The sequence below is a fragment of the Streptomyces aquilus genome (assembly GCF_003955715.1).
GTDB lineage: Bacteria > Actinomycetota > Actinomycetes > Streptomycetales > Streptomycetaceae > Streptomyces > Streptomyces aquilus.
Genome location: NZ_CP034463.1, coordinates 7,606,151 through 7,621,884, shown reverse-complemented (window position 1 = coordinate 7,621,884; position 15,734 = coordinate 7,606,151). Strand labels below are relative to the sequence as shown.

Annotated in this window: 13 protein-coding genes; 4 read left to right on the top strand and 9 right to left on the bottom strand. The window is 69.1% G+C overall.

Annotated features, from left to right (window positions below):
• Nucleotides 1-185 precede the first annotated feature (185 nt).
• Entirely contained in the window at nucleotides 186-818 is a 633-nt protein-coding gene (locus tag EJC51_RS35180; protein WP_097269733.1) for a hypothetical protein, read from the top strand.
• 453 nt (nucleotides 819-1,271) lie between these two features.
• On the opposite strand, the gene EJC51_RS35175 is transcribed toward EJC51_RS35180, so the two are convergent.
• The 3 genes from EJC51_RS35175 to EJC51_RS35165 all read right to left on the bottom strand — a co-directional run bounded on the left by EJC51_RS35175 (nucleotide 1,272) and on the right by EJC51_RS35165 (nucleotide 3,417).
• Nucleotides 1,272-1,907, bottom strand: coding sequence for a hypothetical protein (locus EJC51_RS35175; protein ID WP_126274735.1), 636 nt, complete (start codon nucleotides 1,905-1,907; stop codon nucleotides 1,272-1,274).
• Between the two features lie 68 nt (nucleotides 1,908-1,975).
• Entirely contained in the window at nucleotides 1,976-2,677 is a 702-nt protein-coding gene (locus EJC51_RS35170) for a ribonuclease HII (RefSeq protein WP_126274734.1), read from the bottom strand.
• A gap of 116 nt (nucleotides 2,678-2,793) precedes the next feature.
• Nucleotides 2,794-3,417 (bottom strand): TetR/AcrR family transcriptional regulator, encoded by a 624-nt coding sequence (locus EJC51_RS35165; protein WP_126274733.1) that lies wholly within the window; start codon nucleotides 3,415-3,417, stop codon nucleotides 2,794-2,796.
• Nucleotides 3,418-3,604: 187 nt separating this feature from the next.
• On the opposite strand from EJC51_RS35165, the gene EJC51_RS35155 reads away from it, so the two are divergent.
• The gene (locus tag EJC51_RS35155) at nucleotides 3,605-5,152 is read left to right on the top strand and encodes an MFS transporter (RefSeq protein WP_126274732.1); all 1,548 of its coding nucleotides are present in this window, start codon (nucleotides 3,605-3,607) and stop codon (nucleotides 5,150-5,152) included.
• A gap of 317 nt (nucleotides 5,153-5,469) precedes the next feature.
• Here EJC51_RS35155 and EJC51_RS35150 read toward each other — a convergent pair whose 3' ends face one another.
• From EJC51_RS35150 to EJC51_RS35140, 3 genes are all read right to left on the bottom strand, one after another.
• On the bottom strand, nucleotides 5,470-6,375 hold the full coding sequence (locus tag EJC51_RS35150; RefSeq protein WP_126274731.1) for an ADP-ribosylglycohydrolase family protein: 906 nt from the start codon (nucleotides 6,373-6,375) through the stop codon (nucleotides 5,470-5,472).
• Nucleotides 6,376-6,387: 12 nt separating this feature from the next.
• Complete coding sequence (locus tag EJC51_RS35145) at nucleotides 6,388-7,047, bottom strand: histidine phosphatase family protein (protein ID WP_126274730.1); 660 nt, start codon at nucleotides 7,045-7,047, stop codon at nucleotides 6,388-6,390.
• 118 nt (nucleotides 7,048-7,165) lie between these two features.
• On the bottom strand, nucleotides 7,166-7,771 hold the full coding sequence (locus EJC51_RS35140) for a YdbC family protein (RefSeq protein ID WP_126274729.1): 606 nt from the start codon (nucleotides 7,769-7,771) through the stop codon (nucleotides 7,166-7,168).
• Nucleotides 7,772-7,919: 148 nt separating this feature from the next.
• Here EJC51_RS35140 and EJC51_RS35135 point away from each other — a divergent pair, with 148 nt between their 5' ends.
• Nucleotides 7,920-8,453 carry a TerD family protein gene (locus EJC51_RS35135; protein WP_126274728.1) on the top strand — a complete coding sequence of 178 codons (534 nt, stop codon included), beginning with the start codon at nucleotides 7,920-7,922 and terminating at the stop codon, nucleotides 8,451-8,453.
• Between the two features lie 98 nt (nucleotides 8,454-8,551).
• Here EJC51_RS35135 and EJC51_RS35130 read toward each other — a convergent pair whose 3' ends face one another.
• Nucleotides 8,552-11,446, bottom strand: coding sequence for a vitamin B12-dependent ribonucleotide reductase (locus tag EJC51_RS35130; RefSeq protein ID WP_126274727.1), 2,895 nt, complete (start codon nucleotides 11,444-11,446; stop codon nucleotides 8,552-8,554).
• A 163-nt stretch (nucleotides 11,447-11,609) separates the two neighbouring features.
• Nucleotides 11,610-12,152, bottom strand: coding sequence for a transcriptional regulator NrdR (gene nrdR, locus EJC51_RS35125; RefSeq protein ID WP_126274726.1), 543 nt, complete (start codon nucleotides 12,150-12,152; stop codon nucleotides 11,610-11,612).
• A gap of 563 nt (nucleotides 12,153-12,715) precedes the next feature.
• Here nrdR and lexA point away from each other — a divergent pair.
• Nucleotides 12,716-13,495, top strand: a complete 780-nt coding sequence (gene lexA / locus EJC51_RS35120; RefSeq protein WP_059198553.1) for a transcriptional repressor LexA — start codon at nucleotides 12,716-12,718, stop codon at nucleotides 13,493-13,495.
• A gap of 152 nt (nucleotides 13,496-13,647) precedes the next feature.
• On the opposite strand, the gene EJC51_RS35115 is transcribed toward lexA, so the two are convergent.
• Nucleotides 13,648-15,618, bottom strand: coding sequence for an ATP-dependent DNA helicase (locus tag EJC51_RS35115; protein ID WP_126274725.1), 1,971 nt, complete (start codon nucleotides 15,616-15,618; stop codon nucleotides 13,648-13,650).
• Nucleotides 15,619-15,734 lie beyond the last annotated feature (116 nt).

The window sequence follows — 15,734 nt, the reverse complement described above, 5'->3', positions numbered from 1 at the left end:
AACCACACACCGTCAGATACCGGTCGGTGGCCCCAATTGCTCGTTGCCGCATTCAAGTTCGACAGGAAGAATTGAACTCCGCTCCCCGCACGGCTCGCCCGTGGTCCGGTAGGGCTCTGCTGCGGCGTGCGTTCCCCCGAATCCGACCCCGCCCGCAGTGTGGGCGCGTAGCCGAAGGGAGGACCGTGACCTTCGGATTCGCTCCGTCCTCGGCGGCATCCACGTCGACGTCTGCCGACCTGTCCGCCGCATCCAACCCGCTCACCCGTCTGCTCGAACCCGCGGAGTGGGCCGCAGCCGGGATTCCTCTGCTGCGCAATCCCCGCGAGGTCGTCAGCGGACTGCACTCCCGGCATCGTCCGACGACCGCGACGGCGATCGTCGCCGTCCTCGACGCGGACGAACGGCTGCGCGCGAGCGCCTCGTTCACACGCCGCCCGGCACCGGCCGACGGTTGGATGTTCCGCAACGCGCTGCTCGCCCAGCTGCGCCGGGTCATCCCGCACGACCTGCGCCGCCGCACTCCGGTGCGTACGGCCGTGCTCCTGTACTGCCGTGACGGCGACGCGCGTTGGACGGAGGAGGACGGCGCGTGGATGTGGGGGCTGCGCGACGCCTGCACGCTGCACGGACTGCGCTGCGGTGCCTACATCACACTCACTCGTGACGGCTGGCAGGTTCTCGGAGAGGGCCGCGGCGGCCGCCGGCCCAACTCCACGTCGGCGCCGGAACCTTTCGCCCTGTCCGAGGCGCCGCCTCCGCTGCCGCGCACCGGCGGTGCCGCGTCAGAGGTACTGCGCCGCGCGGCAGCCCGCTGAGACTCCGGAAGGTGCCCCAGGCGCCTTCCGGTACGACCAACCGGTCGCCCCGTCCACGACATCCACGGATCACCCGGCTCCGCCGTACGTTCATGTCCTACGACGTCGTACGGCATCGCAGGCGAACGTGCCCCGTCGCAAGGCGTCGTACGGCGCGAGAGTCGCGCGGGCGAGAAAGCCCGAGCTCACCGGGCAGCCGCCCAAGCCTGATCACCCCGCGTCCACAGCGAGCGACAACGGTGGAGCTTGCCCGGGGCTGTCGCCCGACTCAGGCCGATACCGAGCCCCGTGCACCGCAGCGAAGCGTTCAGCCGTGCCCGAGCAGACCGCGGCGAGGGGACGCGCACGGACCGCCCCCAGGCGTTCGCGCACGACAAAACCCCCACCGTGCAGAAGCCGCCGTGGCGGCTCCTTCGTCCCCCCGGCGTTCCCCCCGGGTTCACCGATACGGGTTCAGACGCCCGCGCCCAGCACCGAGTTGATCTGCTGCGGGTCGCCGCAGACGATCAGCAGAGCGCCGGCCCGGCTGTGAGCCAGGGGCAGAACGGTCGCGGCAACGGCGTCGGCACCGCCATTGACGGCGACCACGACGACGGGGCGCGCGGCGGCACGGCCCGCGGCGTCGGCGTCCAGGTAGAAGACGTCGTCGCCCGCGTCGTGCTGGGCCCAGTAGGAGGCTTCGCCGAAGGACAGCTCGTGGGTGGCCCACGGGTGCTGCTCGCCGGTGGTGATCACCAGCACGTCACCGGGGGCACGGCCCGACTCCAGGAGCAGGTCCACGGCCTCCTCGGCGGCGTCGAGAGCGCCGTCGGCGGAGGCCGGGATCAGCTGGATCTGCGGGGTCACCCGGGCCGGAGCGGCGGCGCGGGGCGCCGGGTCCGACGGTCCGGGCTTGGCGGCCACGTCATGCGGCGCACGCTGCACCGGAGGCGTGGGGCGGAGGGGGCCGGGACGACCGGGACGCGGGTGCGCCGCGGGCCGGGGGCCGGGTACGGGGCGGGGGGTCGGCGCGGTACGGCCACTGGCCGGAGTGGCGCGGGGACCCTGGGCACTCTCGTGAATCTGAGGCTCCTCGGGAAGGAGAGGCATGAGCTGACTTTTATCAAACATTGGTGCGGTTCGCGTCGGCGGGTGGCACATAAGTGCGAGCGGAACGATCAGAAATCGAAGCCGAGCTGGCCCTCGATCTCCGGAACGCGTCCGTCCGCCCAGCCGCGGACCTTCTTGAGGTGCCGCCACTGAGGCAGCGCATCAAGATACGCCCACGACAGCCGGTGGTACGGGGTGGGTCCCCGCTCCTCCAGCGCGGCCTTGTGCACGGGTGAGGGATACCCGGCATTGTCCGCAAAACCGAAGTCTGCATGGTCGATACCCAGTTCGGCCATCATTTTGTCGCGCTGAACCTTGGCGATCACCGAGGCCGCCGCGACCGCCACGCACGACTGGTCACCCTTGATCACCGTACGGACCCGCCACGGGACCCCGAGGTAGTCGTGCTTGCCGTCGAGGATCACCGCCTCGGGACGGACCGGCAGGGTCTCCAGGGCGCGGACCGCCGCCAGACGCAGGGCGGCCGTCATGCCCAGCTCGTCGATCTCCTCCGGAGAGGCGTGCCCCAGGGCGTACGACGTCACCCAGGTGCGCAGCTGCTCGGCGAGCTCGGTGCGCCGCTTGACGGTGAGCAGCTTGGAGTCGGTGAGGCCTTCAGGGGGTCGGCGCAGTCCGGTGATCGCCGCGCAGACGGTGACGGGGCCGGCCCACGCGCCGCGCCCCACCTCGTCGACACCGGCAATGACCTTGGCTCCGGTCGTGGCGCGGAGAGAGCGCTCGACGGTGTGTGTAGGTGGTTCGTACGGCATGGCGTCCTTAGCGTACGCCGCCTGGATCACCCGGCGACACCCCGGTTCCTCGAGTGGCGTCACGGTGGGCGCAAAGCCCCCTCAGCCAGCGGCCCGACGGCCGCCGCGAGGCCTCCTCAGTCACCGCTCGGTCGCAGCAGCGGAACCATGAACTGGTCGATCAACTCCTGCAGCTCCTGGTCACTCCATTCGCTTCCGCTCATCTTGGAGCGGTACATCATCATCGCCGGGATCGCGTCGAAGACATAGCTGTTCGCGGCATCGGCGCGGACCTCTCCCCGCTCGATTCCACGGGCGATGACCTTCCCGAGCAGCCTGAGCGTCGGCTCCACGACCCCTCCGAAGATCACGCTGTGAAAGCGCTCCGCCTGGGCGTCATCGCATTCGTGAATCACCGCGCGAAGCGCGAAGCCGGGACGCGAATACATCGCGTCACGTGCCTGCCGGCAGAGCGCGAGAAGGTCCTCGCGGAGCCCTCCCAGGTCCGGCGCCTCGTCGATCAGCGGCAGTCCGGCCTTGAGTGCGTCCGCGACGAGGTCCTCCTTGGAGGGCCAGCGACGATAGACCGCGGCCTTGCCGGTCTGGGCGCCCGCGGCGACGCCCTCCATGGTGAGGCCCTTCCAGCCGACCGTGCTGAGCTGCTCCAGCGCGGCGTCGAGGATCGCGCGTTCGAGCACGGCGCCGCGCCGACGGAGGGAGGCCGCCTGAGCGGGGGCGGCCGTCCAGCGCGAGGTAACCATCTGAGTTTCTCCAGCGAGCAGGGGGAGCGGGGATTCCGGGGACACAGGGAAGACGCGCGGCGACGACGGGGGGACACGCCGCACGACCACAATCTAAGTGAACGCTTGCGTTCACTATGGAGGACTCACTACCGTGGACGCGACAGTGAACGCGAGCGTTCACTAACGCACTTGTGGGGGACCCATAGTGACAACCTCTCAGTTGATCAAAGATCAGAAGCCAGGTGCGGCGCGCCGGGAAGGACACCCCGGCATCGCGCTCGCCGTCATCGCGGCCTGCCAACTCATGGTGGTACTCGACGCGACGATTGTGAACATCGCACTCCCGCACATTCAAGACGCTCTGAAGTTCAGCACCACCGACCTCACCTGGGTCGTCAGCGCCTACACACTCACCTTCGGCGGCCTGCTGCTCCTGGGCGGCCGCGCCGGGGACATCCTCGGTCGGCGGCGGGTGTTCACCGCCGGCATCCTGCTGTTCACCTTCGCCTCGCTCCTCGGCGGACTCGCCCAGGAACCCTGGCAGTTGCTGGCGGCACGCGTCCTGCAGGGCGTGGGTGGCGCGATCGCGTCGCCCACCTCGCTGGCCCTCATCACCACCACGTTCCCCGAAGGCCCGGAGCGGAACCGGGCCTTCGGAGTCTTCGCCGCCGTCTCGGCGGGCGGCGGCGCGATCGGGCTGCTCGCGGGCGGCATGCTCACCGAATGGCTCGACTGGCGATGGGTGCTCTTCGTCAACGTGCCGATCGGTGTCCTGATCGCCGTTCTCACGCCGCTGTACATCAGCGAGTCCGAGCGGCACACCGGCCGCTTCGACATCGCCGGCGCACTGACCTCGACAGCCGGCATGGCGTCGCTCGTCTACGGCTTCATCCGCGCGGCGGACGAGGGCTGGCGGGACGGTCTGACGATCGGCTCCTTCGTGGCCGCGGTCGTCCTGCTGCTGTCCTTCGCGTTCATCGAGACGCGCGCGAAGGAACCGATCACCCCGCTGCGGATGTTCGCCGACCGCAATCGCTCGGGCACGTACGTGATCATGCTGAGCCTGGCCGCGGCGATGTTCGGCATGTTCTTCTACATCGTTCTCTTCGTGCAGAACGTGCTGGACTACACCCCGATCGAGGCGGGCCTCGCCTTCCTTCCGGTGACGGTCGTGATCGCGCTCGGCGCCGGTCTGTCGCAGCGGTTCCTGCCGGTGCTGGGCCCCAAACCCTTCATGCTCGTGGGCTCGGCCCTCGCGGTGATCGGCCTGTTCTGGCAGACCCTGATCAGCTCCGACAGCACGTACGCCGGCGGCGTGCTCGGCCCGATGCTGGTGTTCGGCTTCGGCATGGGCCTGAACTTCGTCACGCTGACCATCACCGCGGTCTCCGGCGTCGCCCAGCACGAGGCGGGCGCGGCGTCCGGACTGCTCAACGCGACGCAGCAGGTGGGCGGGTCGCTCGGCCTGTCCATCCTGACCACGGTGTTCGGTTCGGCCAGCAAGGACGAGGCGGAGAAGCAACTGCCCCAGTTCATGGCCGACGGGACGGCGGAGCAGAAAGCGGAGTTCGCCAAGACGCATCAGCTGCCCGCACCGTGGGGCCACGAGGTGCTCGCGCAGGGCATCTCGACGGGATTCGTCGCGGCGGCCGCGATGGCCGTACTCGCCCTGGCCACCGCCTGGCTGGTCATCCGCGTCCGCAAGAGCGACCTGGAAGCCCTCGCGGGCACGGCGGGTCCGGGGCTCGGCTGACCGGCGGGGGCTCGCGCAGAGCCGTGGACGACCGGACCCGGACCTCGTCCGCACGACGGCGGACGAGAACGCCGGTCCGGTCATCCAGGCAACGAGGGTCAACACGCCCACCAGGACCCACATCCCGTACATGCCACCCCCGCGCCCCTCGTACGACACCTGGCCGCCTGTGCCCATGGATCACACAGCGGATACCACGACAACGCACGGCCGGTTACACAGAGTTCCCACCCTGCACGGAGAGTTTTCGCGCACCCGGTGATCGACCGGATCCGCCCCGCGGACGGAGACCGACACCGCTACCGCACGGAGCCAGCTCAGCCGGCCACCGCCATCCATTCCGGCAACGCCTCGGTCCGCCCCACCCACTCGGCAGGCGGCGCTCCCGCCTTCCCCGAGGCGACGATGCCGCCCACGATGGCGCAGGTCGTGTCCACGTCGCCGCCCACCTGGGCGGTCGACCAGAACGCCTCCTCGTAGTCACCGAGACACCGGGCGGCCGACCAGATCGCGAAAGGCACCGTGTCATGAGCCGTCGTACGCCGTCCGCAGCCCAGCACGGCCGCGACGGTGCTCGCGTCGCCGTAGTCGAGCATGTCCCTGGCGCGGCGCAGGCCCGCGCCGACGGCGGACTTCGGGACGAGCGCGACGACCCCGTCGAGGAGCTCCTCGGCAGTGGGCGGACCACCGGGGGCCGCGACCAGTGAGGCCGCCGCGGCGACCGCCATGGCCCCGACCACGGCCTCGCGGTGCTGGTGCGTGGGGTAGGCGGAGATCTCCGCCTGGTGGGTCGCCTGCTCCGGGTCGTCCGCGTACCAGGCGCCCAACGGGGCGATCCGCATCGCGGCGCCGTTGCCCCAGGATCCTTGCCCGTTGAAGAGTCCGGCGGCGAGCTCACGCCAGTCGCCGCCTTCGCGGACCATTCTCAGCAGGCGGTTGACCGCCGGGCCGTAGCCGCGGTCGAAGTCGTGGTGGTGGGCGAAGGACTGGGCCAGCGCGTCCTGGTCGATGCGGTGGTGGGCGGCCAGGACGGCCACCACCGAGCAGGCCATTTCGGTGTCGTCCGTCCACTGCCAGGGCTCGGACGGCAGCTCGCGTCGCTTGAGCAGCGGGTAGTTCACCGGCACGAAGAACTGTGAGCCGAGCGCGTCTCCCACCGCGAGCCCGCGCAGGCTGGACAGGGCGCGGTCCAGGCGCCCGTCGGGAGAGGAGTCAGCGGTCATCGCTCTGCCACTCTATCCGGTGATCCCGTACGGTTCCGGATCTCGCCAGCGGTCAAAGGGCCGGTCAAGGGCGTACCGGCCGTCGTCACCGAGAACGAGCATCCGCATCTCGGCGTTCCCGGGATTCGACAGCGACTCGAATTCGGCCACGCTCCAGTGGAACCAGCGCATGCAGAACAGCCGCATGGCCAGCCCATGGGTCACCAGCAGGACGTTCGGTGGATGGTCGGGTGCCTCGAAGCTGCGGAAGAGACTCTCCAGGAAACCGCCGACCCGGTCGTAGACGTCGGCCCCGGACTCCCCCTGGGCGAAGCGGTAGAAGAAGTGGCCGTACGCGTCCCGATAAGCCTTCTGCAGCCGTACGTCGTCGCGGTCCTGCCAGTTCCCCCAGTCCTGCTCGCGCAGCCGCGGCTCCTCACGCACGCGTACCTGCTCGGGGTCGAGGTGGAAGGCGCGGAAGGTCTCGTGGGTGCGGCGGTACGGCGACACGTAGACGCTGACGCGTTCGCGGCCGAATATCTCGCGCAGCCGTTTCCCAGTCTCCTCCGCCTGCTGCCAGCCCCGCTCGGTCAGTGCCAACGCGTGGTCGGGCTCGCGCTCGTACACGGTGTCATCAACATTGCCCGTTGACTCGCCGTGCCGGACAAGGACGATGCGCCGTGGTCGTGCCATGCCAAAACCCTAGATCGGTTCAGGCCGGATCGAGCACCCGTACGGCCTCCATACGGCGTAGGTCACACATTTCCTGCACCACAGGCCTCACAAGGCTCAGGCGCAGCGGGTCCCGGTCTCAGACCGTCCAGGTCGGTTCGAGCTGCACGATGTCTCCGGTGAGAGAGGCCACGTCGGCCTCGATCTGGGCCCGCAGAGCCAGTCGCTCGACCCGTTCCGTGCGGTACTTGCCGTGCTCGGCGGCCGACTGCCACATCGACAGGACGAGGAACTCGTGGCCCGGCGCCTCGCCGAACAGGCCGCGGATCATGCCGGGCGAGCCGGCCATCGCCGGGTTCCAGACCTTCTCCTGCATCAGCGTGAAGTGCTCGGCCCGTTCCTCGTGGACCCGGCAGTGCGCGACGCGCACCAGGTCGGCGTCGGTGAAGCGCGGCTCGAAGCCGGTCTTCACGTCGAAGCGGTAGTCGAAGAGCTTGACCTGCGCGTCCTTGAACGTGCCGGACTGCGCGGACGCCAGCCGGTCGTGGGAGCGGGCCATGAAGGAGTCGTAGAACGAACGGCTCTCCCAGAAGGAGAAGATGTGCGCCACTCCGGTCCGCCCCCGGCTCCAGCCTCCGCCCTGTCCCCGAAATCCCGGCTCACCGAGTAGCCCCGCCCACTTTCGCTGCCCCCGCTCGAAGCCGCGGCGGTCCACCACGGTGCAGCGAATCCACTTGACCAGCACCGCGCCATCGTAAGGCCACGCAGCGTGGCGTCGGTCACGCTCCGGCAGAGATCTCTCCCGCGCGGGGTGCCGAGCGCGTGGCAGGATGGACAACCGGCCCTGACCTCAAGGCAGTTCGGGCCGCGACACACGGGGAAGGGGAAGCCTGGTGAACGGCCTCAACAAGGGGATCCGCAAGGTCGAAGTCGCACTGAAGTGGGACCCGAGTCCCCCGGGCCACGCTGCCACCGACCTCGACATCGTCGCCGCACCCTATCCGGCGAGCGATCCGTACGGCGCCCCTGGTTACGTGGTGCACTTCGACAGCCGCTCCCCCGACGGCACCATGTACCTCAACCGGGACAGCAAGGACGGCAAGGGCTTCGGCTGGGACGAGGTCATGACGCTGGAACTCGACCGGCTCGACAGCCGGTACGCGCGCGTGGTGGTCGGCGTCGTCATCCAGCAGCGTTCCGAGGAGCGCACGTTCGTCGGGGTGGCCAACCCGGCGCTGCGCATCCGTGAGGGCTACACGGTCCTGACCGAGGACGACTTCGGGACGGTGCTCGGGGCCACGGCGGCGACCGTCGCGGAGTTCGTCCGGGACGGCTCCGGGACCTGGGAGTTCCGGCCGGGCATCCATGGCTTCGAGGACGATCCGGCGGGGTTCACGTCGGCCATGGGGAAGGCACACCAGCCCTGACCCGCGCCACACGGACACGCAGGAGAACACGGACACGCAAGAGGCGGTGGAGCCGGAACCGGCCCCACCGCCCTCACATGTCACTCACGCGTGCGTGATCAGCTGCAACCGCTGGTCGAGCCGCAGCCCTCGCAGATGTAGCAGGAACCGGCCCGCTGCATCTTCGTACCGCAGGAGAAGCAGAGCGGGGCGTCGGCCTGGATGCCCAGCTGCATCTCCACCAGCTCGGCGCTGGTGTGGGCCTGCTTCGGGGCGGGCTTGGCCACCTCGATCTCGGCCTTCGGGGTGGCGACGGCCTTCAGCTCCTGAGCGCGCGGCGCCGACTGGGCCAGGCCCTCGACGTCGACCTCTTCCTCGGTCGGCTCGTAGGAGCCGGTCTCGAGGTGCCGCTGACGCTCCTCGGCGGAGTGGATGCCGAGCGCGGAGCGCGTCTCGAACGGCAGGAAGTCCAGCGCCAGGCGGCGGAAGATGTAGTCGACGATCGACTGCGCCATCCGCACGTCCGGGTCGTCCGTCATGCCGGCCGGCTCGAAGCGCATGTTCGTGAACTTCGAGACGTACGTCTCCAGCGGCACGCCGTACTGGAGGCCGACCGAGACCGCGATCGAGAAGGCGTCCATCATGCCCGCGAGGGTCGAGCCCTGCTTCGACATCTTCAGGAAGACCTCGCCGAGACCGTCGTCCGGGTAGGAGTTGGCGGTCATGTAGCCCTCGGCGCCGCCGACCGTGAAGGACGTCGTGATGCCGGGACGGCCCTTGGGGAGGCGCTTGCGGACCGGGCGGTACTCGACGACCTTCTCGACCGTCTCGCGGATGGTCGCCTCGGCCTTGGCGGTGACCTCGGCCTTCTCCTTCTCCTTGGTCTTGGCGGAGAGGGGCTGGCCGACCTTGCAGTTGTCGCGGTAGATGGCGAGCGCCTTGACGCCCATCTTCCACGCCTCGAAGTAGATCTCCTCGACCTCCTCGACGGTCGCCGACTCCGGCATGTTGACCGTCTTGGACAGGGCACCGGAGATCCAGGGCTGGATCGCGGCCATCATGCGGACGTGGCCCATCGCGGAGATGGAGCGCTCGCCCATGGCGCAGTCGAAGACCTCGTAGTGCTCGTGCTTGAGGCCGGGGGCGTCGACGACATTGCCGTTCTCGGCGATGTGGGCGACGATCGCCTCGATCTGCTCCTCCTGGTAGCCCAGGCGGCGCAGGGCCTGCGGCACGGTGCCGTTGACGATCTGCATCGAGCCGCCGCCGACGAGCTTCTTGAACTTGACCAGCGCGAGGTCGGGCTCGAGACCGGTGGTGTCGCAGGACATCGCCAGACCGATGGTGCCGGTCGGGGCGATGACGGACGCCTGGGAGTTACGGAAACCGTTCTTCTCACCGAGACGCAGCACGTCCTGCCAGGCCTCCGTGGCGGCGGCCCAGATCGGCGTGTCCAGGTCGTCCATGCGGACGGCCTTGGTGTTCTCGTCCGCGTGCTGCTTCATGACCCGCAGGTGCGGCTGCGCGTTGCGGGCGTAGCCGTCGTACGGGCCGACGACCGCGGCGAGTTCGGCGGAACGCTTGTACGACGTGCCGGTCATCAGGGAGGTGATGGAGCCGGCGAGGGCACGGCCGCCGTCGGAGTCGTAGGCGTGGCCGGTCGCCATCAGCAGGGCGCCGAGGTTGGCGTAGCCGATGCCGAGCTGGCGGAACGCGCGCGTGTTCTCGCCGATCTTCTGCGTCGGGAAGTCCGCGAAGCAGATGGAGATGTCCATCGCGGTGATGACGAGCTCGACGACCTTGGAGAAGCGCTCGACGTCGAAGGACTGGTGGCCCTTGCCGTCGTCCTTGAGGAACTTCATCAGGTTCAGCGAGGCGAGGTTGCAGGACGTGTTGTCCAGGTGCATGTACTCGCTGCACGGGTTCGAGCCGTTGATACGGCCGGACTCCGGGCACGTGTGCCAGTGGTTGATGGTGTCGTCGTACTGGATGCCCGGGTCGGCGCAGGCCCAGGCGGCCTCGGCCATCTTGCGGAACAGGGCCTTGGCGTCGACCTCTTCGATGACCTCACCGGTCATCCGCGCGCGGAGGCCGAACTTGCCGCCCTGCTCGACGGCCTTCATGAACTCGTCGTTCACGCGGACCGAGTTGTTGGCGTTCTGGTACTGGACGGAGGTGATGTCCTCGCCGCCCAGGTCCATGTCGAAGCCCGCGTCGCGCAGGGCGCGGATCTTCTCCTCTTCCTTCACCTTGGTCTCGATGAAGTCCTCGATGTCGGGGTGGTCGACGTCGAGGATGACCATCTTGGCCGCGCGGCGGGTGGCGCCACCGGACTTGATGGTGCCCGCGGAGGCGTCGGCACCGCGCATGAAGGAGACGGGACCCGAGGCGTTGCCGCCGGAGGACAGCAGCTCCTTGGAGGAGCGGATCCGGGAGAGGTTCAGGCCGGCGCCGGAACCGCCCTTGAAGATCATGCCCTCTTCCTTGTACCAGTCGAGGATCGACTCCATGGAGTCGTCGACGGCCAGGATGAAGCAGGCGGAGACCTGCTGCGGCTGGGGCGTTCCGACGTTGAACCAGACGGGGCTGTTGAAGCTGAAGATCTGGTGCAGGAGGGCGTACGCCAGCTCGTGCTCGAAGATCTCGGCGTCGGCGGGCGAGGCGAAGTACTTGTAGTCCTCGCCGGCCTTCCGGTACGTCTTCACGATGCGGTCGATCAGCTGCTTGAGGCCGGTCTCGCGCTGCGGGGTGCCGACGGCACCGCGGAAGTACTTGCTGGTGACGATGTTGACCGCGTTCACCGACCAGAAGTCGGGGAACTCGACGCCACGCTGCTCGAAGTTGACCGAGCCGTCGCGCCAGTTGGTCATGACGACGTCACGACGCTCCCACTGGACCTCGTCGTACGGGTGCACGCCGGGGGTGGTGTGGATGCGCTCGATACGCAGTCCCTTGGTGGCCTTGGTGCCCTTGGCTCGGGAACCTCGTGCCGGACCGCTCGCCGTCTCTGTCATGCCGCCTCCCTGGTACGGGCGAAAACGCCCTGAAGTGCCCCGATGTTCCCGTGGCACGGTGTTCTGTCTTGTATTGCGGGCACCCACTCACTACCGCCCGCAACAGGTCTTCGTCGCCGCCGTCCGGCCGACCCGGGCTCCGACGACCGGGCCGCCCCACTGATCAGTCGGCGGCACCCGCGGGCTCGGGGACCGATACGGCCTCTCCCGCCCCGCGGTCGTCTTCCTGGCTCCCCACGTCCGCGTCCACGTCGGGACGCCCCGTCGCCTCCCTCAGTTCCACGATCGCGGCCTCGAAGTCCTCGAGCGAGTCGAACGCCCGGTAGACGGAGGCGAATCGCAGATAGGCGACCAGATCGAGCTCCTGCAACGGGCCGAGTATGGCCAGCCCCACGTCATGGGTGGTCAGCTCGGCGCTTCCGGTGGCCCGCACCGCCTCCTCGACCCGTTGGCCGAGCTGGGCGAGAGCGTCCTCGGTGACAGGCCGTCCCTGGCATGCCTTGCGCACGCCGTTGATGACCTTGGTACGGCTGAAAGGCTCGGTGACTCCGGACCGCTTGACCACCATGAGCGAACACGTCTCCACGGTCGTGAAACGACGGGAGCAGTCCGGACACTGGCGGCGCCTGCGGATCGACGTGCCGTCGTCGGTCGTACGACTGTCGACGACGCGGCTGTCGGGGTGCCTGCAGAAGGGGCAGTGCATGAACTCCCAACCCTCCTCACAGCAGACTCAATAGCCTCGCCGGGGCCCATGGGCCCCTCGAAGCAGCCCCAAGCATAGGCGATCTCAGAGGCCGCGGAGACCCGGGGGACCACAACTTCTGGGCTGCTGTAGCAATCCAAGCACTAGATGTAGGGATCGTCACCGCAAACACGCCGTACGCGCGTGTTGCTCTCGTATTGGCATGTGCCGCATGCCCTAGGCGCCACGCGGGACATGGCCGTGCACAGGCGTACCGCTGCGGCGCATGCGGAGATACCGTGGGCGCCACACGGAGAGGACGTGGGACTCCCGCGCAGATGAGGGCCGCATCCCGGTTGACGGGACGCCGGATGGCAGACTGGGTCAACGACCCACGACGTCGTCACCCGGCGGTGAAGAGTACAACAAAGGGCCCTTTTGTCCGCCAGGCGCCGCGTTGGCTATACACCCAGGCACATGATCACGTCAGGTGAACCAGACTTTTTCACTCGAACGTGTGTTTGGCGCAACCTTTCGAAAGCAACTACCGTTGTCCAGCAGGGAGACCATCGAGAGGGGCCGACGTGACCACCACCGCAGACAGTGCCACCATCACTGCCCAGGACCGCTCCCAGGGCCGACTCGAGCCGGTGCATGCGATGAACGAAGCCGTGAATCCCGAGGGACACAAGCGCTCCCTGCCGGGCCGACCTCCAGGCATCCGCGCCGACAGCTCGGGACTCACCGACCGACAGCGCCGGGTGATCGAGGTCATCAGGGACTCCGTGCAGCGGCGCGGCTACCCGCCGTCCATGCGGGAGATCGGACAGGCGGTCGGCCTCTCCAGCACGTCCTCGGTCGCACACCAGCTCATGGCACTGGAGCGCAAGGGCTTCCTGCGCCGCGACCCGCACCGTCCGCGCGCCTACGAGGTGCGCGGTTCCGACCAGGCCGCCTCCGTGCAGCCCACGGACACCGCCGGCAAGCCCGCCGCGTCGTACGTCCCCCTCGTCGGCCGCATCGCCGCCGGTGGCCCGATCCTCGCGGAGGAGTCCGTCGAGGACGTCTTCCCTCTCCCGCGCCAGCTCGTCGGTGACGGTGAGCTGTTCGTCCTCAAGGTCGTCGGCGACTCGATGATCGAGGCCGCGATCTGCGACGGCGACTGGGTCACGGTCCGCCGCCAGCCGGTCGCCGAGAACGGCGACATCGTGGCCGCCATGCTCGACGGCGAAGCCACCGTCAAGCGCTTCAAGCGCGAGGACGGCCACGTCTGGCTCCTCCCGCACAACGCGGCTTACGAGCCGATCCCCGGCGACGACGCGACCATCCTCGGCAAGGTGGTGGCGGTGCTGCGCCGCGTGTGACGGCTGCGGCGGGCAGGCCCCTTCGAGGTCCGCCCCCTGACCGGGCCCCGGGACCCCTGCGCCGGTTCCGGGGCCCTGTGCTGTGCGGCGTCTTCGGACGCCTGGGGCGTGGGTTTGCCTGGCCGGTGCCGGCCAGGCAAACCCACGCCCTCTCACTCCGCCTGCTTCGCCATCGCATCGATCGCGGCCAGCGACTTCCGGACCTGGTTACGGTCCGTCGTGTACCAGAAGTCGGGCAGTGACGCCTTCAGATAGCTCCCGTACCGCGCGGTCGCGAGTCGCTGATCCAGTACGGCCACCACACCACGGTCCCCCGACGCCCGTACGAGACGGCCGGCGCCCTGGGCCATGAGCAGCGCCGCATGCGTGGCGGCGACCGCCATGAAGCCGTTGCCTCCCGCGTCCTCAACGGCCTTCTGGCGGGCGCTCATCAGCGGGTCGTCGGGCCGCGGGAACGGAATCTTGTCCATGACGACCAGCTGGCAGCTGGGGCCGGGGACGTCCACGCCCTGCCAGAGCGAGAGCGTGCCGAACAGGCACGTCTTCGGGTCGGCCGCGAAGTTCTTGATCAGCTCGCCGAGGGTCTCCTCGCCCTGGAGGAGGATCGGGAACTCGGGGATACGGGAGCGCAGTTCCTCAGCGGCGAGTTGGGCGGCCCGCATCGAGGAGAACAGGCCCAGCGTGCGGCCGCCGGCCGCCTGGATCAGCTCGGTCAGTTCGTCGAGCATGTCCGCGCGGTCGCCGTCCCGCGCGGGGCGCGAGAGGTGCTTGGCCACGTAGAGGATGCCCTGCTTCGGATAGTCGAAGGGCGATCCGACGTCGACGCCCTTCCACTGCGGGAGGTCGTCACCCTCGGTGCCCTCGGGGGCCAGTCCCAGGGAAGCGCCCACTCCGTTGAAGTCGCCGCCCAGCTTCAGCGTCGCCGAGGTCAGGACGACCGAGCGGTCCGCGAACAGCTTCTCCCTGAGCAGGCCCGACACCGACATGGGGGCGACGCGCAGGGACGCGCCGAAGCGGTCATGGCGCTCGTACCAGACGACGTCCCACTCGGAGCCGTTCGTGATCCGCTCCGCCACGTCGTGCACGGTCTCCACGGAGGCCAGGGCCTGCTTGCGGACGGCGTCCTCGTCCTGGACGGACTTGTCGCGGGTGGTGCCGATCGCGGAGATGACGGTCCTGGCCGCGTCACGCAGGGCCATGAGCGCGTAGCCGAGGTCCTCCGGGATCTCCTCTAGACGGCCGGGAAGGGCGAGCTCCATCAGCCGCTCGAAGCCCTCGGCGGCGGTCTGGAGCTGGTCTGCGGCCTTTTCGTTGACGAGCTTCGCCGCGCGGCGCACCGCGCGGTTGACCTGGCCGGGCGTGAGCTCGCCGGTGGCGACGCCGGTGACCCGCGACACCAGTTCATGCGCCTCGTCGACGATCAGCACCTCGTGCTGCGGGAGGACCGGGGCGCCTTCGATCGCGTCGATCGCGAGCAGCGCGTGGTTGGTGACGACGACCTCGGCGAGCTTGGCGCGCTCACGGGCGTTCTCCGCGAAGCACTCGGCGCCGTAGGCGCACTTCGTCGCACCCAGGCACTCGCGCGACGACACCGACACCTGGGCCCAGGCCCGGTCGGAGACGCCGGGTGTGAGGTCGTCCCGGTCGCCGGTCTCCGTCTCGTCCGACCAGTCCCGCAGCCGCAGCAGGTCCTGGCCCAGCTTGCTGGTGGGGGCGGCCGCCTCGAACTGGTCGAAGAGACCCTCCTCCTCGTCCTGCGGCACGCCCTCGTGCAGTCGGTGCAGACACAGATAGTTCGATCTGCCTTTGAGCATCGCGAATTCCGGGCGGCGGCGCAGCAGGGGGTGCAGGGAGTCCACCGTGCGGGGCAGGTCACGCTCCACGAGCTGACGCTGGAGGGCCAGGGTGGCGGTCGCGACGACGACTCTCTCCCCGTGCGCGAGCGCGGGCACGAGGTAGCCCAGCGACTTTCCGGTGCCGGTGCCGGCCTGGACCAGCAGATGGGAGCCGTCGTCGATCGCTTCCGCGACGGCTTCGGCCATGGTCACCTGACCGGGGCGCTCCGTGCCGCCGACGGCAGTGACGGCAGCATGCAGGAGTTCGGGGAGTGAGGGCTTCGTCATAGCGCGACAACCCTACGGCCCGGCACTGACAAACGAGTGGTCAAGGGTGAGACGAGGGGCTGGTTCGGGCCTCGGTGAGAACAGGGGCACGATCGGGTTGGGGTCGTTCAGGGGCG